The organism is Nocardia sp. NBC_00403 (genome assembly GCF_036046055.1).
In the GTDB taxonomy this organism is placed as follows: domain Bacteria; phylum Actinomycetota; class Actinomycetes; order Mycobacteriales; family Mycobacteriaceae; genus Nocardia.
Genome location: NZ_CP107939.1, coordinates 2,753,297 through 2,778,068, shown reverse-complemented (window position 1 = coordinate 2,778,068; position 24,772 = coordinate 2,753,297). Strand labels below are relative to the sequence as shown.

The 24,772-nt window shown below is 65.9% G+C and carries 27 protein-coding genes; 17 read left to right on the top strand and 10 right to left on the bottom strand.

Annotated elements, in window-relative coordinates; all coding sequences use genetic code 11:
• Positions 1–2: 2 nt before the first annotated feature.
• Positions 3–560 (top strand): Scr1 family TA system antitoxin-like transcriptional regulator, encoded by a 558-nt coding sequence (locus tag OHQ90_RS39375; RefSeq protein WP_442941380.1) that lies wholly within the window; start codon positions 3–5, stop codon positions 558–560.
• Between the two features lie 96 nt (positions 561–656).
• Positions 657–1,934 (top strand): APC family permease, encoded by a 1,278-nt coding sequence (locus OHQ90_RS12275; RefSeq protein ID WP_442941379.1) that lies wholly within the window; start codon positions 657–659, stop codon positions 1,932–1,934.
• Here OHQ90_RS12275 and OHQ90_RS39370 read toward each other — a convergent pair.
• Complete coding sequence (locus OHQ90_RS39370; protein ID WP_442941378.1) at positions 1,912–2,166, bottom strand: hypothetical protein; 255 nt, start codon at positions 2,164–2,166, stop codon at positions 1,912–1,914. The two genes, OHQ90_RS12275 and OHQ90_RS39370, sit on opposite strands and share 23 nt — an antisense overlap.
• A 516-nt stretch (positions 2,167–2,682) precedes the next feature.
• Between OHQ90_RS39370 and OHQ90_RS12265 the strand changes: the two genes are divergently transcribed.
• Entirely contained in the window at positions 2,683–3,150 is a 468-nt protein-coding gene (locus tag OHQ90_RS12265) for a YybH family protein (protein WP_328410142.1), read from the top strand.
• A 229-nt stretch (positions 3,151–3,379) separates the two neighbouring features.
• Positions 3,380–3,751 (top strand): DoxX family protein, encoded by a 372-nt coding sequence (locus tag OHQ90_RS12260; protein WP_328410141.1) that lies wholly within the window; start codon positions 3,380–3,382, stop codon positions 3,749–3,751.
• Between the two features lie 172 nt (positions 3,752–3,923).
• On the opposite strand, the gene OHQ90_RS12255 is transcribed toward OHQ90_RS12260, so the two are convergent.
• The 3 genes from OHQ90_RS12255 to OHQ90_RS12245 form a co-directional block, all read right to left on the bottom strand.
• Positions 3,924–4,763 (bottom strand): DUF72 domain-containing protein, encoded by an 840-nt coding sequence (locus tag OHQ90_RS12255; RefSeq protein ID WP_328410139.1) that lies wholly within the window; start codon positions 4,761–4,763, stop codon positions 3,924–3,926.
• A 10-nt stretch (positions 4,764–4,773) separates the two neighbouring features.
• A complete protein-coding gene (locus OHQ90_RS12250; RefSeq protein WP_328410136.1) occupies positions 4,774–5,637 on the bottom strand; it encodes an NAD-dependent protein deacetylase in 864 nt (287 codons plus the stop codon).
• A gap of 175 nt (positions 5,638–5,812) precedes the next feature.
• Positions 5,813–6,661 (bottom strand): alpha/beta fold hydrolase, encoded by an 849-nt coding sequence (locus OHQ90_RS12245; protein WP_328410134.1) that lies wholly within the window; start codon positions 6,659–6,661, stop codon positions 5,813–5,815.
• 54 nt (positions 6,662–6,715) lie between these two features.
• Between OHQ90_RS12245 and OHQ90_RS12240 the strand changes: the two genes are divergently transcribed.
• A complete protein-coding gene (locus OHQ90_RS12240; RefSeq protein ID WP_328410132.1) occupies positions 6,716–7,300 on the top strand; it encodes a TetR/AcrR family transcriptional regulator in 585 nt (194 codons plus the stop codon).
• Here the strand turns inward: OHQ90_RS12240 and OHQ90_RS12235 are convergent, their stop codons facing one another.
• Positions 7,301–8,071: a hypothetical protein gene (locus tag OHQ90_RS12235; RefSeq protein ID WP_328410130.1), complete on the bottom strand. Its 771-nt coding sequence runs from the start codon at positions 8,069–8,071 to the stop codon at positions 7,301–7,303.
• A 297-nt stretch (positions 8,072–8,368) separates the two neighbouring features.
• Positions 8,369–9,826, bottom strand: coding sequence for an MFS transporter (locus OHQ90_RS12230; protein WP_328410128.1), 1,458 nt, complete (start codon positions 9,824–9,826; stop codon positions 8,369–8,371).
• Between the two features lie 53 nt (positions 9,827–9,879).
• On the opposite strand from OHQ90_RS12230, the gene OHQ90_RS12225 reads away from it, so the two are divergent.
• The gene (locus OHQ90_RS12225) at positions 9,880–10,587 is read left to right on the top strand and encodes a TetR/AcrR family transcriptional regulator C-terminal domain-containing protein (protein WP_328410126.1); all 708 of its coding nucleotides are present in this window, start codon (positions 9,880–9,882) and stop codon (positions 10,585–10,587) included.
• Between the two features lie 7 nt (positions 10,588–10,594).
• On the opposite strand, the gene OHQ90_RS12220 is transcribed toward OHQ90_RS12225, so the two are convergent.
• On the bottom strand, positions 10,595–11,563 hold the full coding sequence (locus OHQ90_RS12220; RefSeq protein WP_328410125.1) for a serine hydrolase domain-containing protein: 969 nt from the start codon (positions 11,561–11,563) through the stop codon (positions 10,595–10,597).
• 302 nt (positions 11,564–11,865) lie between these two features.
• Complete coding sequence (locus OHQ90_RS12215) at positions 11,866–12,324, bottom strand: SRPBCC family protein (protein WP_328410124.1); 459 nt, start codon at positions 12,322–12,324, stop codon at positions 11,866–11,868.
• A 339-nt stretch (positions 12,325–12,663) separates the two neighbouring features.
• Here OHQ90_RS12215 and OHQ90_RS12210 point away from each other — a divergent pair, with 339 nt between their 5' ends.
• Positions 12,664–13,080, top strand: coding sequence for a nuclear transport factor 2 family protein (locus OHQ90_RS12210; protein ID WP_328410122.1), 417 nt, complete (start codon positions 12,664–12,666; stop codon positions 13,078–13,080).
• A gap of 69 nt (positions 13,081–13,149) precedes the next feature.
• Here the strand turns inward: OHQ90_RS12210 and OHQ90_RS12205 are convergent, their stop codons facing one another.
• Positions 13,150–13,386: a hypothetical protein gene (locus OHQ90_RS12205; RefSeq protein WP_328410120.1), complete on the bottom strand. Its 237-nt coding sequence runs from the start codon at positions 13,384–13,386 to the stop codon at positions 13,150–13,152.
• Positions 13,387–13,557: 171 nt separating this feature from the next.
• Between OHQ90_RS12205 and OHQ90_RS12200 the strand changes: the two genes are divergently transcribed.
• The 9 genes from OHQ90_RS12200 (at position 13,558) to OHQ90_RS12160 (ending at position 23,192) form a co-directional block, all read left to right on the top strand.
• Positions 13,558–14,652, top strand: coding sequence for an LLM class flavin-dependent oxidoreductase (locus OHQ90_RS12200; RefSeq protein WP_328410118.1), 1,095 nt, complete (start codon positions 13,558–13,560; stop codon positions 14,650–14,652).
• Positions 14,649–15,260, top strand: a complete 612-nt coding sequence (locus OHQ90_RS12195; RefSeq protein ID WP_328410116.1) for an FMN reductase — start codon at positions 14,649–14,651, stop codon at positions 15,258–15,260. The genes OHQ90_RS12200 and OHQ90_RS12195 overlap by 4 nt, the downstream gene beginning before the upstream one ends.
• A gap of 93 nt (positions 15,261–15,353) precedes the next feature.
• The gene (locus OHQ90_RS12190; protein WP_328410114.1) at positions 15,354–15,902 is read left to right on the top strand and encodes a YceI family protein; all 549 of its coding nucleotides are present in this window, start codon (positions 15,354–15,356) and stop codon (positions 15,900–15,902) included.
• A gap of 102 nt (positions 15,903–16,004) precedes the next feature.
• Positions 16,005–16,160 carry a hypothetical protein gene (locus tag OHQ90_RS12185; RefSeq protein WP_328410112.1) on the top strand — a complete coding sequence of 52 codons (156 nt, stop codon included), beginning with the start codon at positions 16,005–16,007 and terminating at the stop codon, positions 16,158–16,160.
• A 176-nt stretch (positions 16,161–16,336) separates the two neighbouring features.
• The gene (locus tag OHQ90_RS12180; RefSeq protein ID WP_328410110.1) at positions 16,337–17,980 is read left to right on the top strand and encodes an LCP family protein; all 1,644 of its coding nucleotides are present in this window, start codon (positions 16,337–16,339) and stop codon (positions 17,978–17,980) included.
• Between the two features lie 118 nt (positions 17,981–18,098).
• The gene (locus tag OHQ90_RS12175) at positions 18,099–19,316 is read left to right on the top strand and encodes a L,D-transpeptidase (protein ID WP_328410108.1); all 1,218 of its coding nucleotides are present in this window, start codon (positions 18,099–18,101) and stop codon (positions 19,314–19,316) included.
• A gap of 37 nt (positions 19,317–19,353) precedes the next feature.
• Positions 19,354–19,965, top strand: a complete 612-nt coding sequence (locus OHQ90_RS12170) for a nucleoside deaminase (RefSeq protein ID WP_328410106.1) — start codon at positions 19,354–19,356, stop codon at positions 19,963–19,965.
• Positions 19,966–20,142: 177 nt separating this feature from the next.
• Positions 20,143–21,567, top strand: coding sequence for a WGR domain-containing protein (locus tag OHQ90_RS12165; RefSeq protein WP_328410104.1), 1,425 nt, complete (start codon positions 20,143–20,145; stop codon positions 21,565–21,567).
• Between the two features lie 137 nt (positions 21,568–21,704).
• Positions 21,705–23,192, top strand: coding sequence for a mannitol dehydrogenase family protein (locus OHQ90_RS12160; RefSeq protein ID WP_328410103.1), 1,488 nt, complete (start codon positions 21,705–21,707; stop codon positions 23,190–23,192).
• Here the strand turns inward: OHQ90_RS12160 and OHQ90_RS12155 are convergent.
• Positions 23,177–24,223 (bottom strand): helix-turn-helix domain-containing protein, encoded by a 1,047-nt coding sequence (locus tag OHQ90_RS12155; protein ID WP_328410101.1) that lies wholly within the window; start codon positions 24,221–24,223, stop codon positions 23,177–23,179. The genes OHQ90_RS12160 and OHQ90_RS12155 overlap by 16 nt on opposite strands.
• A gap of 111 nt (positions 24,224–24,334) precedes the next feature.
• On the opposite strand from OHQ90_RS12155, the gene OHQ90_RS12150 reads away from it, so the two are divergent.
• Positions 24,335–24,772, top strand: coding sequence for a nuclear transport factor 2 family protein (locus OHQ90_RS12150; RefSeq protein WP_328410099.1), 438 nt, complete (start codon positions 24,335–24,337; stop codon positions 24,770–24,772).

The following is a 24,772-nucleotide window of genomic DNA, read 5'->3' as shown; positions in this document are numbered from 1 at the left end:
TCATGCTCATCCACACGTTCACGCTCCCACGCCGCCTCGCGGCTGCGGTGCTAACCGTTGCTGATCGAGTCCGACCGTTCAGGTTGTGGCTGTTCCCCAAGCCGATCGAACCGACAATCGTGTATGCCGAGAACTACACCGGGGACATGTACAGCGAGAAGGTGGGTACCGTTCATCGGTATACGCAAGCGCATGATCGCATCCAGGGAGCATCGCTGGATGAGGTCAGCAGCAGAAACCTGCTGCGGAAGATAGCAAGTGGGATGCCTTCACCGCAGGCGTGCGAGACGGCAAGTTCAAGCGCCCGTAGAACAAACACGGAGATAGTGCCCGCACCTCGATTGATGGTTGAGGTACAGGGCATCTTTGCGTGTTCTGGCCCCTTCCGCGCCGGATTCAGCAGCCCAGGTCCCGGTTTCCGCGCCAGTCGCATCAGGCCGACAGCAATAGCCGCCGCGGGCCGCGCACCGCGTCGGCGAAGGCGGGTGCAACGCTGGTGCGCAAGCAAAGCCGAGGTGGTCGGTGTAGAAGCTGGACAGCTGCCTGATTCGACGAGGTAGCGGACGTCGGCGTGTTCGCTGGATGCTGTCATAAGCACCGAATTCATCAATTGAATTCGATCGAACTAGCCGGATCGGCTGTGTGACAGGAGCGTGGTGTCGAAGACAACGCAGACGGGTACACCGGACGAGCTCCGTCGGAGCTTAGGAGTGACCGATGCTGTCGTGATCGGGCTCGGCTCCATGATCGGGGCGGGGATTTTCGCCACCCTGGCTCCGGCAGCGCGGGCGGCGGGGTCGGGGCTGCTGCTCGGGCTTGCGATAGCGGCGGTGGTCGCATACTGCAATGCGACCTCGTCGGCCCGGTTGGCCGCGCGGTATCCGTCCTCCGGCGGCACGTATGTGTATGGGCGCGAACGGCTCGGCGACTTCTGGGGGTATCTCGCGGGGTGGTGCTTCGTGGTCGGCAAGACCGCCTCCTGCGCGGCCATGGCGCTGACCGTCGGCGCGTATGCGTGGCCGGAGCAGGCACACGCCGTCGCTGTCGCGGCGGTCGTCGCGTTGACGGCGGTGAACTATCGCGGCGTACAGAAATCAGCTCTGGTGACCCGGGTGATCGTGACGATCGTGCTGGCTGTGCTCGCCGCGGTGGTTGTGGCAGCGTTCACCTCTCACGCCTCTGACGTCGCACGGCTGGAATTCGGTTCCGACATCACCGTGGCAGGGGTGTTGCAGGCGGCGGGTCTGTTGTTCTTCGCCTTCGCCGGATACGCGCGGATCGCCACGCTCGGTGAGGAAGTTCGCGACCCGGCGCGCACGATTCCCCGTGCGATCCCGCTCGCCCTGGGCTGCGCCCTGCTCGTCTACGCGGTTGTCGTGGTCGCGTCGCTGATGGTGCTGGGGCCGCAGGGATTGTCCGAGGCGGGCGCGCCGCTGTCGGCCGTGGTGCGGGCAGCCGGCGTCGACCGGCTGGAACCGGTGGTGCGGGCCGGAGCCGTCGTGGCGGCGCTGGGGTCACTGCTGGCGTTGATCCTCGGTGTCTCGCGTACGACACTGGCGATGGCCCGCGACCGGCACCTGCCGCACGCGCTCGCAGCAGTGCATCCCCGATTCGCGGTGCCGCACCGCGTCGAAGTCGCCGTCGGCGTCATCGTGGCCGTCGCCGCCGCGACGACCGATGTCCGTGCCGCGATCGGATTCTCCTCCTTCGGCGTGCTGCTCTACTACGCCGTCGCCAACGCGGCCGCATGGACACTCACCGCGACCGAGGGGCGGCCGGTGCGGCTGATCCCGGCGATCGGCCTGCTCGGCTGCCTCCTCCTCGCATGCACGCTGCCGATGACATCGGTGCTGGCAGGCGCGGCCGTCGTCGCCCTCGGCGCCGCGATCTACACCGTCCGCCGCAAGTTCATCACCGGTTCCAACCCATCCTGAGGTTCCTGCGCCCCGAAACATTGGGCACCGGCCGGTTCGACAAGGCGGGGATCCCCGCACCAGGCTTCGCACCCTGGCCGGCCCAGGAATCCTCGGGCGACACGATCGTGGTCTGCACCCTGGACCGGCTGGGCCGCAACGCGGGGGTGTGCCCGACGATGTCGGCGAATTCGGCGAAGGAGTAGCGGAAGACGTCGTGCAGGACGAACGTCATGCGCTCGGCCGGCGTCATGGAATCCAGCACGACGAGCCGAGCAGCCGGTAGGCGAGATTGATCAGCTGACGCCGCTCGGTGATTACTGTGCCCAGGTCCGGGTCGGTCATGGTCGACTCCTAGGTCGGTACGTCCTTACCAGAATCGACGAATCGGCGACCCGATTGGTGATGCGGCCTGACATTCCGGACGGCTGTGTCGTCGGAAGGGTATGACCCTCTCAGGGAAACAGGAGTTCCGGACATGACCAGAATCGGCATCATCCTCGGCTAGCGGATGGTCGCGCAGATCGATCAGTTCGAACTCGGCGTCGCCGCGCCGCGCCGCCGAGTCCAGCACCCACAGCGTGACCTGCGGGCCTTTGCGGTTGGGCCGGGTACTGGTTCGAGAACCACACCACCTTCACACCGCGCGACCGCCACATCACAGCGCTGAACACCTTGCTGGATCAGCTCATCGCATGGAGCACCGCCCTGGCGCCGCTACGGCGGCCCGCCACCGATACCCCGCACATCAACTCCGAAGGAACCAATCATGACGACGCCGAACGACTTTCAGTCACGCGCCGACCGTATCGAGGTAGAGGAAGTCGAGATTCGCCGGCAAATCGACAAGGTAGTCGAGGGACTGCGAGCCAAGGATCTCGAGGCCCTGAAACAGCTGTACACAACCGACGTCGTGTCCTTCGATGTCGAGCAGCCGCTCCAGCATGTCGGGATAGCGGCGAAACTCGAGAACTGGGCGAAAGTCTTCATGTTCTTCGAGAGTGTGACCTATGAGGCTCGCGACCTGACGTTCACCGTAGGCGATGATGTGGCATTCGGGCACGCCTTTGCACGTCTGCGCGGCACGCTGAAGAACGGGGCCGAAACGAGCGGTATGTGGGTCCGGGTCACGTACGGCATGCGGAAGGTCGACGACACCTGGTTGATCGCGCACGACCAGGTGTCGGTGCCGCTCGACATCCTGAGCGGCAAAGGCGTGGTCGACCTCGAGCCCTGACAGGTCGCAGGAGTGTTGTCGAGAGCCGTTGCTAGGCCATCTCCTACAACGAGATCTTCATCGTCCGTATCGCGGACGGTCGAATTGCGGACGGTCGAATTGCGGAGACCTGGGGGTGGTCGCCGTGGCTTCGCAGATGCGACAGCTCGGTGTGCTTCCCGAAAACCGTCCGTGACCACAGCGATCAAGCGCTGAACCCAGACCAACAACCATAAAAGAAGGCACGTCAATGAGTATTTTCTTGTGGATCCTGCAGGCGATCCTGGCTGCCCTGGTGGGCATGTCCGGCGTGGGGAAGCTTGTCCAATCGAAGGACAAGCTGGCCGAACAGTATCCGTGGGCGCACGACTTCTCGAAAACGACCGTGTGGTTCATCGGTGTGGTGGAGATACTCGGTGCGATCGGGCTGATCGCACCGGCCGCGACCGGGATCGCTCCCATCTTGACCCCGATCGCCGCGGTCGGTCTGGGAGTATTCGCGCTGCTGGCGGCGATCTTGCACATCCGCCGTAAAGAATGCCGCGGCGTGGTGATAGTCGCGGTCTTGTTCGTGCTCGCCGCCGTCATCGCATGGGGCCGGTTCAGCCCCTATGGCTGGTGACCGACCGATACATCTGGGCTCAATCATCCTCGCTGGGCTGCTCGCGCGACTGTCAGAGATTCCGATGATCATCCACATGTTCGGCGCACTGCTGATCACGAAACTGCCCGTCAGGTGGGGCAAGGCCGCTGTTCACCGGCAAATCCGGGCGATGGATCGACGGAATCGCCGGTCAGAACAAGGTCATCGGTTCGACCGGCTGTGGCTCGGGCAGCGGCGCCAATTCCGGGAGCCGCGCCTGTATCTCGTCGTAGAACCGGCGCGCGAGATCCAAAGAGCTTGCGTTGTCTGGGGTATGGAGGAACACCGTCGGCGATCGACCGTCTCGCAACCACTCGACGACGGTATCGAGCCACGGCTGCCAGCCCTCGATCGTTCGTTCTTCCGCGTCACGCCCGTGATACCGAACGATCGGGAACTCGGTGAGCGCCCGCATACGGCGCGGCAGGCGCGGCTTCTTCGACCGCGCCTCGGCCTCGGCCGGGCTGGTCGCCGGGCCATCGAAAAGCACTGTCGTGTCGAAAGGTATCCACTCCGCATCGACGAGCGCGAGCACGGTCTCCAATTGCCGTGCGGCGGAATCGTTCTCGAAGAACGCGGGATGCCGGACCTCGACAGCGGATCGATACGAGCGCGGGAGTCTGCGCAGGAACGCGGCAAGCGCGCCGAGATCGTTCGGGCCGAAGGAGCCGGGCAACTGCACCCACAGCGCGTGCGCGTTCGTCCCGAGCGGCTCGATGGCGTCGAGATACGCGCGCATCTCCGCGTCGACACCTGCCAGCCTGCGCTCGTGGGTGACCGTCTTCGGCAGTTTGACCACGAACCGGAAGTCGGGCCCGACCTGTTCGGCCCACGATTGCACCGTCCGCCGCTGCGGCGTCGCATAGAAGGTGGTGTTGCCCTCCACCGCGTTGCACCACTCGGCATAGGACCGCAACTTCTCGCCCGCGATGGGCTGCCGTTGCTGCCAAGCGGCGTGCGTCCACATCGCACATCCCACGTGTAGCCGCATACCCACGACGCTAACGCAGACCACCGACAGCGGCGACCGCGTCCGCAAGGCCGGTCAGCGCGGTGGAGCAGCCCACATCGAGGGTGAGTGCGGCGAATTCGTCGCCCCGGGTTGCGCCTCGATTGATGATGACAACGGGCCGTCCGTGTTTCGCCGCGTGACGGACGAAACGCAGGCCCGACATGACGGTCAACGAAGAACCGGCGACCAGCAGGACCTCGGCGTCGTCGACGAGGTCGAAGGCGGCAGCGACGCGATCCTTGGGGACGTTCTCGCCGAAGTACACGATGTCGGGTTTGAGCATGCCGCCGCAGCGTGCACAGTCGACCATGCGGAAGCTTTCGGTATCGGCGATCACCGCGTCGGCGTCCGGCGCCACCTCGACCCCGCTGGCCGTGGCATCGGCCGCGAAACCCGGGTTCGCCGCTTCCAATCGTTCGGCCAGCGTCATGCGGGAGATGAGCGCTTCGCAGCCGAGACAGCGCACTCGCGCGTAAGTGCCGTGCAGGTCGATCACCCGACGGCTGCCTGCCTTGGTGTGCAGCAGATCGACGTTCTGGGTGATCAGCCCGGTGACGACGCCCATCGACTCGAGTCGGGCCAGCGCGCGATGCCCGGAATTGGGGCGGGAGCCGTCCATGGCACGCCAGCCGATGTGGTTGCGGGCCCAATACCGTCGGCGGAAGACCGGATCACCGACGAACTGCTGGTAGGTCATGGGATTGCGGGCCGGTGAAGTGGGACCGCGATAGTCGGGGATGCCGCTGTCGGTCGACACACCGGCACCGGTCAGCACCGCCACCCGGCGGCCGTTGAGCAGCTCGAGCAGCCGGTCGAAGTCCGCATCGAGGCGCGGTCCCGCGATTACCGACATGGAAATCAGAGTACGGCGGCCCGCCACACCCGAACCGGCACGTCCTCGTTAGCGGTGGCCAGGCGGTTGTCGGTCCGGGAATTCCGCCGCAGCTGCCCGCGCCGGTGGGCACCGACGCGGAATTCGACGACAACCGCGATGCCGATTTCGACAGCGCGATGCGGTGACTCGCGCCTCAGACCGCCCCGGTCCGCTGGTTGGTCAGGAAGGCCGCCATAGCCTCGGCGACCACGTCGGGTCGATCGAGCATGGACAAGACGTAGGCATCGTCGATCTCCACGAGCCTGCCCTTGGGCAGCAACTCCGCGAGCCGACGACCGTGGTCCCTCGGCATCACCTTGCCCGCCGACGACCAGAGCACGAGGGCGTCACCGGAAAAGTGCTGCAATGCCTCGGTATTCGCGATCAGCTCGGATCCACGGAAGTCCGACTTGGCGTATTTGATCAGATCCCGCCGAATTGCCTTGTCGTGCAGCGCCGGTTCGGTCCACTCGCGCACCAGGTCGTCCGGCAGCGGCTCGCGCGCCATCATTCCCATCAGTAGCGGCGAGTTGCGCAAGAAGCGGATCCGCAACTGCCGCAACGCAAGTGCGACACCGCCGGGAATCGCCACCGCGATGGCGACCATCTTGCCCGGCAGTCCGGGCGGAAAGTTCTCGAACGCCTCACACGGCAGTGCGATCAGCCGGGCCACCCGCTGATCGAGACCGTACGCGGTGAGGAACAGTCCCCCACCCCAGTCGCTGTGCACCAATGTCACCTCGCGCAGATCGAGCGCGTCGAGGAAATCGGCAATGATCTGATTCTGCCCACGCAGGGAGAGGTCCGTGCCGGGATTCATCGGCGTCGCGTGCGCGCCGAGCGGTAAGTCGGGCAGCACATAGCGGAATCCACTGGGCAGCAGGTCGATCACCCGATCCCACACGGTGTGGTTCATCAAAAGACCGTGGAGCAGCACCACGGGCGGGCCGTCGCCACGCTCGACATAGTGGATCCGACCGGCGGCAATATCGACTGCAGGCATCGCAGTACCTCCGCTAGAGTAGTCGCTCTAGAGCATTTGCTCTAGTCTTACGGAGTGGCCGAGAAGATGTCAACCAGCACCAGGGAACGGATCCGCACAGCGATGGCGGAGCTGATGCGCACGCAGGGCTATGGCGCGACCACCGTCAAGCAGGTGAGCGAGCTGGCGCAGGCACCGATGGGCTCGCTCTATCACCACTTCCCACAGGGCAAACAACAGATCGCGGCCGAAGCGCTGCGGGCGGCGGGCGCGGCCTACATCCAGCTGCTGCCGATGCTGATGGATCCGCACGAGGATCTGCGCGAAGCGGTGACCGCCGCCTTCACGGACGCCGCCGAACAGATGGAGCAAGCGGGCTGGCTCAATATGTGCCCTGTCGTCACGATCGCGGGCGAAATCGCCGACAGTGAACCAGCACTGCGGGCAGTCACCGCCGAAATTCTCGACTCGTGGATCGCTCGCGGCACCGAATACTTCGTGCGGCGCGGGCTCGATGCGACCCCGGCGCGCCAATTCACCCTCGCACTACTGAGCGCACTGGAGGGAGCCTTCATCCTCAGCCGCACCCTGCATTCGACCGAACCCCTGCGGGCTGCGGGTCGCGCCCTGGCAGCTCAGCTGGTGGACGACACCGTCTAGCTACCGCGGCTGTTCCGGTGTCTGCTGCGCCTGGGTCGGCTGCGGCTGCGGCTGCGGCTGCACGACTTTCGGCTTGTCCGCCCAATGCGTCGTGCCGTCGGCGGCCACCATCGTGTTGACCAGATCAATACCCGCGACGATCAGGACGGGGCCACCGACGATGGTGGTTCCGATGATCCCGCCGATGCCGGCTCCGGCGAGGAACCCGGCGATGCAGCCCGCGGCGATGGTGACCACGCAACCGATGGTCGCGCCGACCGCGGTCCCGATAAAGCCGCCGATCGCAGTGGCAAGGCCGAATTGGGTGGCGAATTGGTTTCTGGCGCGCTCGTTCTCGAGCATCGACGCCACCGGCTTGACGGCAACCGGCTGCGAGACAACGAGCCCCGCCGGCTTCCGGGGCGTCAACTCCAGCACCGTGCCGTCCTTCTGCACGACCGGTTCGACCGGAATCGAGGTCTGCGCGATACGGAAGTCGAGCGGCAGGGTCAGCACGGTGTGACCAGCGCTGTCCTCGAGATCGACCACGTCGACCACGTCGGCGATATCGGCGGCCTTGCCCGTGGCGTCGACCAGCTTGCCGTCCCGCTCGACAAGACGACCGTCACCACCCGCGGCCAGCACACCCGCGAGCGCTTTCGACAGCTCGAAGGTGCCGCCCTTCACGGTGGTCACCACGGCCTTGTCCACCAGCTTGACCGAGTACGTGATGTTGGGCTGCGCGGGCTCCACGACGGGTTCGGCGTGGACGATGCCTGTACCAAGGGTCACGGCGCCGATAACCAGGACGGCCGCTGTAGCGCTGTCACAAAGCCTCATTGCGTTTTTCCATTCCGTCACCAGGGCAATTGATTTGCCGCGTCCTGCACACCGATGCTCGAACCAGTTCCGCACTCGCGATACTCCCCGATCGAATGCGCCGACATGCACAACGAGGAGGCAGAGGGGAGCATAGCCGAGCGGTCCGCGAGATGCGAGTGGCTATTCCCCAGAGAACCCTGCGACGGCGGCTCGATTCGCGGTGTCGGCCAGTGCCATTCGCCGAACGGCACCGGCCGGGGCACCGCCCTACCCGACGGTAGCCGCCTCCGTTTCCTTCGCCGGCTCGGCCGGGCGCGCCCGCAGCAGCACCAGCCCGAGTAGCGCGGCAGCGACGCTGAAGCCCGCGCTGATCCAGGCACCGGTGGACATGGCGGTCGTGAAGGCTGTCTTCGCCGGCTCGATGTAGCCGAGTTGGAAAGCCGCGCCGATGGATTCACGCGCCGCGTCAGGGGCATCCGCAGGCATGTTCGAGGTGAACACCCCCGCGAGCACGCTGCCCAGAATCGCGATGCTGATCGCCATACCGACCTGCTGCAGGGTGTCGTTCATGGCCGAGCCGACGCCGGCGTGCTCGAGCGGGATGGCGCTCATGATTGCGGCGTAGGCGGCGGGACCGGCAAGGCCGCCGCCGATGCCCATCACCAGCATGCTTCCCAGCACCGCGAAGTATCCGGTGCCGAGGGCCAGGATGCCGAAGGCAACGCCCATCACGAGCAGGCCGGCCACGATGAGTGTCTTATTGCTCAGCTTCTGTCCCAGAGTCGCGCCGAGACCGTTGAACACCGCGGCGGCCACGGCGTACGGCAGCAGCGCGAGACCGGCCTTCATCGGCCCGTAGCCGAGCACGAACTGCAGATACTGCGTGAGCATCAGCATGAGCGCGCCCATACCGAACACCATGAGCAGCAGGGTGAGCGCCGTGCCGGTGAAGTCACGCTTGCGGAAAACCGCCAGCGGCAGCATCGGGTGTGCAGATCGGCTCTCCCAGACCGCGAACGCGATGAACGCCGCGATCGCCAGCACGATCATCCCGATGTTCCACTCACGCTCGATGATCACGTAGACCGTGGCGCCGAGCGCGGTGATGGACAGCACCACGCCGAGCAGATCGACCGGACGCTGCTCCCCCGTCGATTCCGGCATCAGCACGATCGCGGCGACGATCGCCGCCGCCGCGACCGGAATATTGAGCAGGAACACCGAGCCCCACCAATAGTGTTGCAGCAGAAAGCCACCCAGCGTCGGCCCGAGCACGATGCCGACCATCGAGACGGTAGACCAGGCGGCCATCGCCTTGCGCCGCTCATCTTCGGCGAAGGTGGTCATCAGGATCGACAACGTCGATGGCATCAGCAGCGAGCCACCGACGCCCATGGCGGCCCGCGCGGCGACGACCTGCCACGGTTCGGTGGCCAGCACGGCGAACAGGGATGCCGCGCCGAACACCGCAAGGCCGACGATCAGCATTCGACGCCTGCCGAACCGGTCCGACAGGCTGCCCGCGGTGAGCAGCAAACCCGCGAAGACGAGGACGTAGGCGTCCAGGATCCACTGCACGTCCGAGGGCGAGGCGCCGAGCTCGCGAATGAGTGACGGGATAGCGATGTTGAGCACGGTGCCGTCGATCATCAGCACCAGCAGGGACAGACAGAGGACCCCGAGAATCCACCAACGGCGAGGGTCTCGTACGACGTTCGATTCCACTCGCACACCGTACGATAGAATCGAACAATGTGCGAGCGAATTATGCTGGCCCGATGACCAAGCAGTTCACCTCGGTGTGGACCCGCGAGCCCCGCCAACCCAAAACGGCGGGCTTGCGCCGCGACCAGATCGTTGCTGCCGCAGTCGAACTCCTGGACGCCGAGGGGAGGGAGGCGCTGAGCATGCGCAAGCTCGGCGCCAAACTCGGCGCGGGCGCGACCAGCCTCTACTGGCATGTCGCGAACAAGAACGAACTACTGGAACTGGCCCTCGACGAAATCTGGGGCCTGGTGGACACCCCGGAGCCCGACGAAACCTCGTGGCGCGAAGTGGTGACGACCTTCGCCTACAGCTTGCGCGTCACCATGCTCGCCCACCCGTGGGTGGCATCCATGGCGGTCCAGATGCCGAGCATCGGCCCGAACTCGTTCCGCCTCGGCGACCGACTGCGCCGCACCTTCCTCTGCGCGGGTTTCACCGGCGTTGACGTCCACCTCGCGACCAGCACGGTGATGAGTTTTGTTCTCGGCCAGATCATTCCGGCGATCACGGCGGACAAAGCATTCGACGGCGACCTGAACCCGGAGAACGTGATGGAGGTGATGGAGCAGATCGGCCACGACTACCCCGAGATGATGGCGGACTACCGCACGACCGTCCCGACCGACCCGGAGGTCGCCCGCGCCATGGCCTTCGACTTCGGCTTGCTGTGCGTCATGGACGGCCTCGAAGCGCGGCTGCGCGCCGCGCCGAAATCCTGATACGCCGCTACCCGCAGAGGGCGGCATCGACGAGGGCGTTCATGGCGCCCAGGTATACGCCCATGACCAAGAAACCGGTGAGCTCGTTCGTGCTGACGGTCACCGCGCGGTCGGTGGTCGCCGCGCCGAAGACGAGGAAGCCGTTCATGGCGCCACCGTGGCCCCAGGTCTCCATGCCACAGCTGTTGATGCGACGGAACAGGCCCAGACCCGCCTCGCGGGGCCGGGTCGGCTCGTTGGTGGGGATGGTGTGCATCATCTCGTTCCGCACTTCAGGTGGCAGCAGCCGCCCGGACACCAAGGCCATGAAGAATCGGTTCAGATCCGCACCGGTGGACACCAGTGCGCCATCGGAAAGGCCCCAACCTGGGTCGATGTCGGTGATGTCGACGCGGGTGCCACCGAAGTTGTGATACCCGCGCGGATGCGGTTGCCGAATCACGTTCTCCACCGGGAACAATGGCCAGTAGGTATGCCCCAGCCCCAGCGGCACCAGGATTCTGCGGGCGATCTCGACGCTGACCGGGGACCTGGTGACCTGCTCGATCAGCTCCCCTGCCAACAGATAATTGGTGTTGGAGTAGCCGAAGGCCGAGCCGGGGGTGAACTCGGCCGGATGGTCGAGGCCGAGCCGGATCAGCTCGTCGGCCGGCCGCGACCGCCGCAATGCGTCAGCGGAACCGAGGTCGAGGTAGGCGAGATAGTTGGGAATACCACCGGTGTGCTGCAAGAGATTTCGAACAGTGATCACACGACCGTCGCCACCTGGCCCGTAGACCCGACCCGGGAGATACCGCTCCAGCGGAGCGTCGAGTTCCACTCGATGTTCGGCCACCAATTGCAGCACCACCGTCGCGACGAAAGCCTTGGTATTGCTGGCTATCCGCACCTGAGCGTTATCCGGGAAAGCCGCGCCGGTCGCCACATCTCCCACACCGCTATTGATCTGGGTGTCGGTTCCGTGCTCGGTGAGCACCAGGCACCAAGGTGTCCTTGACCAGCTCGTCCAGACCGACCTGCAACACCTGGGCCCGCATCGAGAATGCCGGATCGGCACTCGACGCCGATGCCAGGGCCAATGGCGAAACCAGCACTGCCACAGCCGAAACCGCCGTCATCGCAAACCGTCTCATCCGGGCCTCATCCGGTTCGGCCCGTGACCGTCCCGCGGATAGGCGATCATTCGTGGCTGGAGTTCGAGTACTGCGTGCGGCAATACCCGGACGGGTCCCGTTCGGTTCGAACCGACGCCGTACTGCAACCACCGACAATGCGGCCTCACTTCTGCTCGACGAACTCCTTGATACGGCTCAGCGTTTTCCGCATTCCATCACGATTGGTCTTCCCGCGCGCCCGACCGGCCACCAGCCAGTACAGCCGCAGCCCGACGATATCGGCGAGCCGGAACGACTCGGTGACATCGGTGCCGCCATCGACCGTCTCGAACCGGTAGCTCCAGGTGTTGAGCGCCGCCCCGCCGGGACCGAGCACGGTGAAGGTGAACTCCCGGCCCGGCTCGCAGGCGTCGATCCGGCAGACCGTCCAATACTTCAGGCCCCAGCCATTGCGGTTGACGTGGCCACGGAACTTGACGCCGACGGCAGGTGCGGTCGCGCCACCGAGCCACTCGGCGCCGAAGGTCTCCGGACTGAACCGGCCGGTATTGGTGATGTCACTGACCAATTCCCAGATCTCTTCGGCAGGCGCAGCCATCCGAATCGTCACGCTATCGTGCATGTTCGAACGCTATCACCGAGCGTGCGCACCAGGACCGGGCAGTGACGCGACGGTCGATGACGGTCAGCGCGAACTCCGGTCGGCGGATGTTCTCCCGCCGCCTGCGCCCATTGCAAGCCCACGGCCATCGAGGCACGGATCGCGTCGGCGTTTTCCGCGTCGAGGGGTTGGACCTGCACTATCAGCTCGTCGCCGGTCACGGTCGGTTTCGGTGCGCCGACTGCGAAGGCGTGCAACGCTGCGCGCCCGGCCGAGGTGATCGAATGCAGTCGCTCGGTGGGGCAGCACCCGCTAGCGTTCGATTCGGATACTCAACACATCGACTACGAGAGGTGGGTCATGCACCCGTTCCGGAAAGCCGTCGAAGCCGGCGATGCGGCCGCCATCGAGGCACTGCTGGCCGACAACGTCGTCTTCACCAGCCCGGTGGCGTTCAAGCCGTACCCGGGCCGGGCCATCACCGCCGCCATCATCCGTGGCGTGATGCGAGTCTTCGAAGACTTCCACTACATTCGCGAGATCACCGACACCAACGGGCTCGACCACGCCTTGGTCTTCGAGGCGAAGGTCGACGGCAAACAGCTCACCGGCTGCGATTTCATCCACCTCGATGCCGACGGCAAGATCGATGACCTCATGGTCATGGTCCGCCCGCTGTCGGCGGCCAATGCGCTCGCCGCCGCCATGGGCGCACAGTTCGACCGGATCCAACGCGAGGCCACCGAGCAGATCGAGCGAGAAGCCGCCGGCGCATAGGCACCGATGCGCGCCCGCTCGTCGATTCTCCCTGCGGACGCACACCGCCCCGACCCTGGGCCGCGCCGATTACGCGTCCCGCCTCCGCAACTCGACGCCGGCGGCAATGAGCCGCTTGGCATGCTTCTTGTGTACCGCCTGCCTGGTGACCCCGAGTGCCTCGGCAACCTGCGGCCAACTCCACCCCTCCCGCATCGCCTGTTCGACGGCAGCGTCTTCGACCTGATCGGCCAAGCGACGCAACGCCGCAACCGACGCAAGCGCATCGGCCGGGCCCTGGGCATCGGGAGGTTCAACATCAGGCATGCAAGCAACCCTAGTTGACTGTTTCATTCCAGTCAACCAAGGTTGCTTATCGGCGGCATCTCGAGTGACGTGGGCCACGTTCTCGCTCTACGGAATAGCAGGCCCGTCGTTCATGTTCCATTGGTTGCCACATCCACCAACTGGATGTAAGACTTGGATTGAGGAGGTGTCGTGCAGTTCGGAATCTTCACGGTCGGGGACGTGACCACCGATCCGACCACCGGTCGTACGCCGACCGAGCACGAGCGCATCAAGGCGATGGTGACGATCGCACGCAAGGCCGAAGAGGTCGGCCTCGACGTGTTCGCCACCGGTGAGCACCACAACCCGCCGTTCGTGCCGTCGTCGCCGACCACCATGCTCGGCTACATCGCCGCACAGACAGAGCGGCTGCAACTGTCCACCTCTACGACGCTGATCACCACCAACGATCCGGTGAAGATCGCCGAGGACTTCGCCATGTTGCAGCACCTGGCCGACGGCCGGGTCGACCTGATGCTCGGGCGCGGCAACACCGGGCCGGTCTACCCCTGGTTCGGCAAGGACATTCGCGACGGCATCCCCCTTGCCATCGAGAATTACCATCTGCTGCACCGGCTTTGGCGCGAGGACGTGGTCGATTGGGAGGGTAAGTTCCGCACGCCGCTGCAGTCGTTCACCTCGACGCCCCGCCCGCTCGACGGCGTGCCGCCGTTCGTGTGGCACGGGTCGATCCGCAGCCCCGAAATCGCCGAGCAGGCTGCCTATTACGGCGACGGGTTCTTCGCCAACAACATCTTCTGGCCGAAGGAACACTTCCAGCGGCTGATCGAGCTGTACCGGCGGCGCTACGAACACTACGGCCACGGCTCCGCCGACCAGGCGATCGTCGGCCTCGGCGGACAGGTGTTCATACGCAAGAACTCTCAGGACGCGGTGCGCGAATTCCGTCCGTACTTCGACAATGCGCCGGTCTACGGCCACGGCCCAGCGCTGGAGGACTTCACCGAGCAGACACCGCTGACCGTGGGCAGCCCGCAGGAGGTCATCGATAAGACGCTGAGCTTCCGCGACTCTTTCGGCGACTATCAGCGCCAACTCTTCTTGATGGACCACGCGGGCCTACCGTTGAAAACGGTGCTGGAACAACTGGATCTACTCGGCGAAGAGGTAGTCCCCGTGCTGCGCAAGGAATTCGACGCGCTGCGCCCGGAGCATGTGCCCTCGGCACCGACCCACGCTGCTCTCGTCGCTGCCCGAAACGCGGAAGTGGAGGTCGCGCAGTGACTCGCATCGCCGTCATCTCGGCCGGGCTGGCGCAACCGTCCTCGACGCGGCTGCTTGCCGATCGCCTCGCAGCGGCGGCCGATCGGGCGCTGACGGCGTCCGGTCGGGCCGTGCAGTTCGATGTCATCGAATTACGGGACCACGCCCTCGATTTGGCCAATAACCTGGTGACCGGGTTCCCGGCGGCCGGTCTCCGGGAGACGATCGGCACGGTTGTGGACGCGGACGGCATCATCGCCGTGACACCGATCTTCAATGCCTCCTACAGCGGCCTGTTCAAGACCTTCTTCGACGTGCTGGAGCCGGATTCGCTCACCGGAATGCCGGTGCTCATCGGCGCGACCGGCGGCACCGCCCGCCACTCGCTCGCACTCGAGCACGCCGTGCGGCCGATGTTCACCTATCTGCGCTCGGTCGTAGTGCCGACCTCGGTGTACGCGGCCTCCGAAGACTGGGCGTCCGCGGACGCAGACGGACTCAGCGCCCGAATCGACCGTGCAGCAGTGGAATTCGCTGATGCACTGGCCACAGCTCGCCATGACCGCCCGTCCGATCCCTATGACGAGCCGGTGCCGTTCGCGCAATTGCTCGGAGGCACCGCGAGCTGACCACCGGTGCAACGGCGCACCGCCCCCCAGCACCACCGCTGGACACCTGTTCACACCGCAGTAATTGAAAAATCAACCATATTAGGAGACAGCATGACAACCAACACCGCCAACGCCCTGACCGCAGGCACCTGGGCGATCGACTCCGCCCACTCCACCCTCGGCTTCTCGGTTCGCCACCTCATGGTGAGCAAGGTGCGCGGCCGCTTCGCCGACTTCTCCGGCAAGCTGGTCATCAATGAGGACGGCACCGCGCAAGCCGATGCCGAGATCCGCGTCGACTCGGTGACCACCGACAACGAGCAGCGCGACGGCCACCTGCGCACCGCGGACTTCTTCCACGCCGCGGACTTCCCCGTCGCGACGTTCTCCTCGACCGGATTCCGTGTCAACGGCAACGGCTTCGTGGTGGACGGCAACTTCACCATCCGCGGCGTCACCAAGCCGGTCTCCCTGGACGTCGAGTTCCTCGGCGTCAACCCGGGTATGGGCAACGGCCCGGTCGCAGGCTTCGAGGCCAAGACCGTGATCAACCGCCGGGACTTCGGCATCACCATCGACATGCCGCTGCCCGACGGCGGCGCCGTGATCGGCGACAAGATCACCCTCACCCTCGAGGTCGAGGTCGGCCTGCAGGGCTGATCAATCCTCTCGAAGCCGAATCCGCCGCAACGGCTTCCGATCGGCGCCGAGCCCCACTCGTGGAGCCCGGCGCCGATTGGCGGTTGCTACCGACCACGCCGGGTGTTTCGGCCCCAGCCGAATGTGGGTGCGCGCACCGTCGGCCGTTCCTACGCTTTACAGAATGCCGCCGAGGCGTTCGGGCGCGGCGACGAGGTGACGACACTCGGCGCGGCCTTGCTCGACGGTGATTTCGACAGCGGCGTGCGCACCGCATAAGGCCGTCGCTCGCGCAGTGTCCGATTCTTGCCACGATCGCAGGACCGGGTGACACTGGATCGATCGAGTGTGGCAACCATCCGCGGATGGTCAGCCACCGGCTCGTGCGCAGTGTCGAACGAGTCGAGACGAAAGTTGAGGCGGCGACGAATGACCCGGCCACGAAGGCTGCCGCAATGATGGACGACGACACTGTTCCCGGCGCCGAGGTCGACGGCCGATGGCCGCAGCGCCCGCCGCGCTCCCGGCACCGGCAGGCGGCGCACCGGCGTGCGGCACAGTCCCCGCGATGGCGGCACGCGGCCGAACCCGCGCCACGGGCTCGTCGAGCCACCGAACCCCCACGACGTGGTCGCCGCGCCGCGCAGCTCGCGACCCGAGCGGTCGCCTGCGCCGCCGCGCTCGCTGTCCTGTCCGGCACCGGATTCGCCTGGTCCGCCAAGACCGATTTCGAGCACGGCTTCACCCGCACCGAAGCCATCCCCGAAGACGCACCGCGTTCGCCGGGTGGCGACATGAATATCCTGCTGATCGGCCTGGACACTCGAAAAGACCTGAACGGCAACGACCTACCCAAGGCAATCCTCGACCAGTTACACGCGGGCGACGGCGACAACGGTGGATACAACGCGAATTCGCTGATTCTGCTGCACATTCCGGCAGATATGAAGAAGATCGTCGCCTTCTCCATCCCGCGCGACGACTACGTCGCGGTGTCGGGCATTCCTGGCTACGACCACGCCAAAATCAAGGAGGCCTACGGCCTGAAAAAGGCCGCCGCCCAGGCCAAGCTGATCAACAACGGCGAAAAGGACCAGGTCACGCTGGAGCGACAGGGCCGCGAGGCGGGCCGCGCGTCCATTGTGCAGACCGTCCGCAACCTCGTCGGCGTGCCCATCGACCGGTTCGCCGAAATATCGCTCGCCGGTTTCTACGACTTGGCGACCGCGCTCGGCGGTGTCGATGTCTGTCTGAATCACGCGGTCGACGACAGCTACTACTCCGGCGCGTCCTTTCCCGCGGGCCCGCAGCACTTGAACGGCTCCGACGCACTCGCCTTCGTTCGCCAGCGGCACGGCCTGGAAAACGGCGATCTCGACCGCACCCATCGTCAGCAGGCCTTTCTCACCTCGGTCGCCAAGTCGATGAGGGACACCGGCACCCTGACAAACCTCGGCAAGCTGTCGGAGCTGATGGAGGTCGCCCATCGCGACGTGGTGCTGTCGGGCGGCTGGGACCTGCTCGATTTCGCCCGCGACCTCGGGTCCGCGGGCTCGATGTCGGTCGAGTTCCGCACCCTGCCAGTGCTGCGCTACGACAATGTCGACGGCCAGGACGTCAACGTTGTCGATCCGGTCGCCATCAAGAAAGAAGTGCGGGCCGCCTTCGGCTTCGACGCGGCGCAGCCGACCCCGGCCCGCCGCCCGACGAGCACCGTCGACGTCCACAATGCGAGCGGCCGAACCGGTCAGGCCGCCAAGCTCTCCGCCGCACTCGCCACGCGCGGCTACCGGCCGGGCGCGGTGGGCAACGGCACCTACGCCGACGGTTCTGCATCCACCATCAGCTACGGGCCCGGCGCCGAGGCCGATGCCACCCAGCTGGCCGAAACCCTCGGACTGACCGCGACGGCCTCGCCGGCCACCGCGACCGACCACATCACGGTCGTCATCGGCAGTGATTTCTCGATGCCCACCGAGCTGACCCCGGCCTCGGCCACAGCCTCGGCCGCGCCGACCATCGCACCGGATCTGCCCGTCCCCGACTCGGGCAGGCCGGTCGCGACCCAGATCGGCAGCACGGTGCCCTGTGTGAACTAAGTCATCGTTCAGGGCGGTTGTCGACGGCAAAGGCAGCCCTCAGCGGCCGGTAAACTACGGATGGGGACAGTAACCAGAGCTGCGCCGCTGGGAATGTACGGCGATATATAGGAGATCCATGTCGAGTCGCCGCTTCCGATCGAGTGTTGCCGCGGGTGTTGTGTTGGTGACGGCTCTGGTCGTTGCCGCGTGTTCTTCGTCTGCACCGCAGGCGACAGGACCCGCCGAGCAGGCACCCGCCGGGATCTCCATCAGTCCGGGGGACGGCGCGAGCAAGGTCGACCCGCTCGGCCCGGTCCGGGTGAGCGCGGGCGACGGTCAGTTGACCTCGGTGACCATGACGAACGAGCAGGGCAAAGCTGTCGAGGGGATCCTGACCCCGGACAAGACCGCCTGGAAGCCCGCCGAGCCGCTCGGCTACGGCCACACCTACACCGTCACCGCCGAGGCGCTCACGATCACCGGCCGCACGGGTCCGACCACAGCGACCTTCTCCACGCTGACCCCGAACAACCAGACCAAGGCGTATCTGAACACCACCGCCGGCACCCCGTTGACAGACGGTGGCACCTTCGGCGTCGGCACCGTCATCGTCGCGCACTTCGACGAGGACATCCCCGATCGGGCCGCCGCGGAGAAACGGCTGGTGGTGACGACCACCCCTGTCGTCGAAGGCTCGTGGTACTGGGTCGACAACCGCAATGCGCACTGGCGCCCGCAGCAGTATTACGCGCCGGGTACCAAGGTGACCGTCGCGGCGAACATCTTCGGCGCCGAACTCGGCAAGGGCCTGTTCGGCCAGGAGGACAGCAAAACCTCCTTCACCATCGGACCCTCCCATGTGTCGATCGCCGACGACAACACCAAGCAGGTCCAGGTCTTCGAAAACGGCAATCTGATCCGCACCATGCCGACCTCGATGGGCATGGGCGGCAGCGAGGTCGTCGGCGGCAAGACGATCACGTTCTGGACCCAGCCCGGCGTGTACACGGTCATGAACAAGGCCAACCCGGTGATCATGGACTCCTCCACCTTCGGGCTGCCGGTCAACTCGCGGTTGGGCTACAAAGAGTCCATCAACTGGGCGACCCGGATCAGCACCGACGGCATCTATCTGCACGAGCTGGCGTCCAGTGTGTGGGCCCAGGGCAACACGAACACTTCGCACGGCTGCCTCAACCTCAGCCCCGCGAACGCGCAGTGGTTCTTCAACTTCGCGGCACCCGGCGACATCGTCGAGGTCCGCAATACCGGTGGTGCGCCGCTCGAGGTCTGGCAGAACGGCGACTGGGGCCTGCCGTGGGACCAGTGGCAGCAGGGCAGCGCACTGCACTGAGCTCGTCGGCCGCAGCTTCGAGCGGAAGGGCACCGACTTGGACGTCTCGACCATGCCGCGCTCCTACGGCGTCACCGTGCCGGACTGGGTCTTCGACGAGCTGCGCGCGACGCCCGACACGCTGAGCACCGACGAGGAACGAATGTCGTTGGTGCACAAGCTCGCCGCACGTAACCCGGCCGAAGGCTCCGGCGGCCCGTTCGCTGCACTCGTCGTCGACACCGATACCGGCGAAGTCGTCTCGGCGGGCGTCAATCTCGTTCTTGCCAGCGGTCTTTCGGCGGCGCACGCCGAGGTCGTCGCACTGTCACTCGCTCAGACCCGGATCGGGGGCTGGGATCTCGGTGCGGCGGGCGCTCCGAACCGTGAGCTCGTCGTCAACTGGCGGCCGTGCGCCCAGTGTTATGGCGCCGCCCTGTGGTCGAGAGTGAAACGCCTGGTCGTTGCCGGTGCAGGACCGGAGCTGGAGCAGCTGACCGGCTTCGACGAGGGCCCGATGCGCGAGGACTGGGCCGAGCAGTTCCACGACCGCGGTATCGAGGTGGTCTCCGATGTGTCGCGCGAGCAGGCACTCGAGGTTTTCGCCGCCTACGGCCGGATGGCTGCCGAGCAGGGGCTCACCGTCTACAACGCGCGCGGCACCCGCTAGCCGAAGCCCGCTCGATCGCTCCTGCACCCCGCCCCATACAACGCCGGGTACGTCATTGCCACCTACCCAGGGCCGCACGCCGATGACGAGTCGGCCGCAGGTGGTCACACGGGAATGTCGGTGCCCCTTGCTAACTTTCGAGATGTTCTGATCTCACGAAAAAAGCGGGGCTATGCGATGACCATCGGGGGCACTACCTATCTCGAACTGTCCGAAGACGGCGGTTCGGCACACAAGTTCTACGAAGTCGCCGTGACGGGCACCGAGGTGACCATTCGGTACGGGCGCATCGGCGACCAGGGGCAAATACAGGTGAGTTCCTTTACCACCGCGGAGAAAGCGGCCGCCGCCGCCGCGAAGAAGGTCGGCGCGAAGGTGCGGCGAGGCTATGCGCCCGCGGTGATGGGTGCGCGAACCAAGCGCCCGGTCACCCGGCGCGCGATCGTCAGCCAGCGCTCCACCGCAAAGTCGGCGCCGGTGCTGTGGACCTTCGACTCGGGCGCGGCCGCGTTCGGCATCTTCGTCGACGAGCACCGCTGCTGGGTCGGCAACGAGCACGGCGACGTGTTCACCTTGACACCTGCCGGCGACGTAACCGGCCGCTTCCGTCTGCCCGATGCCGTGAAATGCATTGTGGCGGATGATTTCTGGATCTATGCCGGATGCGACGACGGCAGGGTGTACGACCTTTCCGGCAAGGTGCCGCGCGCCGCATACGACATCGCCGCCGATGTCGACATCTACTGGCTCGACATCCACGACGGCATCCTCGGCGTCTCCGATCGAGACGGCGGCATCACCGTGATCGACCACGAAGAGGAGTCGCTCTGGACTCGGCGTAGCACCGGGAACTCGGGCTGGATGGTGCGCATCGACCAGGACGGCGTCTATCACGGCCATTCCGACGGCGTCACCAAATATGGTCTCACCACCGGAAACCACCAGTGGCATGTCCGCACCGGCGGCCCGGTCCTGTTCGGCTGGCAGGAGACCGACGCGGTCTACGCGGGCACCAGCACCCGCCAGGTGCGGATGGTGGCGAAGAACGGCCGATCCGAACGCTCCTATCAGTGCGATGCCGCCGTATTCTCCTGCGCCACTTCGCCGGACGGCCGCTACGTCTTCGCCGGTGACAACTACTCCTCGGTCTACTGCTTCGATTCCAGCGGTCAACGCCTGTGGAAACTGGCCACCGGCTGCGGTTCGGCGTACTCCATGCAGTACCACGACGACAAGCTGTACCTGGTCACCACGAACGGAACGCTGGCCTGCCTCGACGTCAGCGAGGCGGCCATCCACAATGCGGAGCAGGGCGTCCTGCCCGAGACGCTGTCGGTCAAAGCGCCGGAGATCTCCGCCGTAACTCCGAGCAGGACCGTCGAAGTGGCCGTGGACGCGGGCTCCGGCATCGTCGTGGAGTGCGTCGAGGACGGCGGCAATCTGCGGGTGCATGTCGTGTCTCCCGGCTACCAACGCGCCTGGAACGTCCAGTTCCCCCGCGATATTCGCGAAGCGGGCGTTCGCTACGTCGTCGATGCCGTCGCCGAGTCGGCACGCGGCGGCTTCTACCGGGTCCGTGGCGATATCCGGCGATTGAGCTGACACCGGTGGCGAACCAGGCGTGCCGGATGCGCCCGCGACACCTGGTTCGCCCGGCGAGCTGCGCAGTCCGAGCTCGGTAGCAGACCGGCCGCTATCATTCATTATGTGACGCAGACGACACCGGATCGGTTCAGGTAATGACCGGGCTCAATTCGCAGACTCTGTCCTATCTCGGCGCTGCGATATCGACACTCACTTATGAACGCACCGAAATACGCACCGGCATAGTGCATTTCGGTGTCGGCGGCTTTCATCGGGCCCACCAGGCGCGATATCTCGACCTGCTCCTCGAATCGGGTGCCGCCCGGGAGTGGGGAATCTGCGGGGTCGGCGTGCTCGCCAAGGATCGCCGGATGAGCGAGGTGATGGCCGAGCAGGACTGCCTGTACACCCTGTGCGTCACCGAACCCGACGGCGCTTGGACGCCGCGGGTCGTCGGCTCGATTATCGAGTACCTCTTCGCCCCGGACGATCCCGAAGCGGTCGTCGAGAAGCTCGCCGACCCGGCCACTCGCATCGTCTCGCTGACCATCACCGAGGGTGGATACAACATCTCCGCGACCACCGGCGCGTTCGATGCGGCGAATCCTGCCGTCCGCGCCGATCTCGCGCCGGGAGCCGTCCCGGCGACGGTGTTCGGCCTTGTCACCGAGGCACTTTCGCGGCGCATGGCACGTGGCACGGCGCCATTCACGATCATGTCGTGCGACAACATTCAGGGTAACGGCCATGTTGCTCGAAACTGCTTCACCGCCTTCGCCCGCCTACGCGATCCGGCACTGGCGGACTGGCTGGACCGCGAAGGCGCGTTTCCGAATTCGATGGTCGATCGGATCACCCCGGCGACAACCGCTGCCATGAGGGCCGAGCTCACCGACCGTTTCGGCATCGAAGACGGGTGGCCGGTGGTGACCGAGCCGTTCCTCCAATGGGTGCTCGAAGACAAGTTCACGCTGGGCCGCCCCGATTTCGGCAGGGTCGGCGTGCAGCTGGTCGAAGACGTCGCGCCCTACGAATTGATGAAGCTGCGGATGTTGAACGCCAGCCATCAGGCGCTGTGTTATCTCGGGCATCTGACCGGATATCGACTGGTGCACGAGGTGGTTCAGGACGAAGCGTTCCGGCGGTTCCTGCTCAGATATATGGACGAGGAAGCCCGACCGACGTTGCTTCCCGTCCCCGGTATCGACCTCGACACCTACCGGGACACTCTCATCGAACGGTTCTCCAATGCCGCGATCGGCGACACTGTGGCCCGGCTGTGCGCGGAGTCTTCCGACCGGATACCGAAGTGGCTGCTGCCGGTGCTGCGCAGCCAGTTGGCCACCGACGGCACAATAGCTTGCGCCGCAACAGTAATAGCGGGGTGGGCACGCTACTGCGAAGGAGTCGATGAGGGCGGTGCACCGATCGATGTCGTGGATCCGCTGCGCGATCGCCTGATGGCGCTTGCCCGCCGCCAGCGCGACGACCCGACCGTATTCCTCTCCGACCGATCGGTATTCGGCAACCTGATCGACGAGCCCCGCTTCGTCGCCGCCTACCGCGCGGCATTGGCAAGCCTGCACACCCGCGGCGCACGCGCCACCGTCGTCGAACTGCTGCGCGATCAACGGACACCGTGACAAGCGGCTGCCGTCCGCTCCGGGCCGAAATGCCGGCTGTGGTCGCGTATAGCCCGCGCGCACTCGACGTCGACGCCGCCGAATTCCCGCAGATCGGCCGGCGTCGGGAACAGGCGTCCGAGCCCGAACTGTCCCAGCCCGGCGACCGGTGCGCCGTACTCTGTGACGATTTCACCGAGGACGGCCGGAGCCGCTGCCGCGCCGACGTGGTCGGCCACGATGGCGCGGACACCGGCCTCGAACGGATCCCACGCGCGTCCATCGAGGAAACGCCGCACCTGGTCCACCTGATGGATGAGTCCCTCGATACGCGGTAGGTGGGCGATCAGCAGCGCATCGGCAGGCCCGGCCGCGCTGATCTCGATCACTCCCGGATCGCCGTCGACGCGCACCGTACGCCGGTAGACCGTCTTCGTGGCCTTCTCGACGCCGCGGATCGTGTGGCAAGCCAGCTGCGAAAGCCGTCGGCCGAGGTCGACGGGTGCGGGCAACGGCACACGGAGGGCGAGTCCACCGTCGGCAACAAGCCGATCCGCACGGCGTCGGCGGCGGCGCAGTTCGAGCGGCGCGGCGCGGAAGGTCGCGGTCATGACTCGATTGAACTGGCGGAGACTGCCGAAACCGGCGGCGAAGGCGATATCGGTGGCCGACAGGTCGGTGTCGTCCAGCAGTCGCCTGGCGAAATGTGCCCGCCGGGAGCGCGCGAGCTGATCGGGTGTTGCGCCGACCTGTTCGTGGAACATCCGACGCAGATGCCGCTGCGACACCGCGAGCTGGGCGGCGAGCGCTGCCTCGCTGCCCACATCCAGCGCGCCCTCGGCAATGAGATCGATGGCGCGGCACACCAATTCGGAGGTCTGCGCAGGTTCGGCCGCGGCCCGATACGGCCTACAGCGGTGGCAGGCGCGAAAGCCTGCCGCTTCCGCTCCGGCCTGCGAGGGAAAGGGCACGACGTTCGACGGCAGCGGACGTCCCGGACACGGCGGCAGGCAGTAGATGCCCGTCGTGACGACGGCCTGGAACGCTCCCATATCCGAAGTCTGCACGCAGCCCGGCCCACCGACCAGACATATTCGGACACGCCTGCCACCGTGTCCGAATATGGCGAGATCGGTAGCCGCACACCACCCAGGATTGCCCGCATGGACGCAACGACGAGCACAGAATTCATCCTGCGGGCCTGGCGCGAGTTCGCCACCCGAAACCCCGAACGAATCGCCGCCATCCTCACCCCCGACATCGAATGGCTGGCCCCGCCCCACAACGCCACCGCCCGCGCACTCGACGGCATCAGCCACCTCATCGGCCGAGACCGCGTCGTGCATTTCCTGACCACCGAATTCCCCGCGGTGTTCGTAGCCGACCGGCAAGTGGACTTCACAGCAGTCACCGCGACCGACACGACCGTCGTAGTCGAGACCCGAATGCGAGCAACCCTGATGAACGGCCGCCCCTACGACAACGACTACTGCTTCATCTTCGAACTCTCCGACGGCCGCATCCACCGGGTCCGCGAGTACATGGACACGCAACGCGCTCAGGAAATGTTCGACGGCAACGGTTTCCGGCAGAACGGCTGA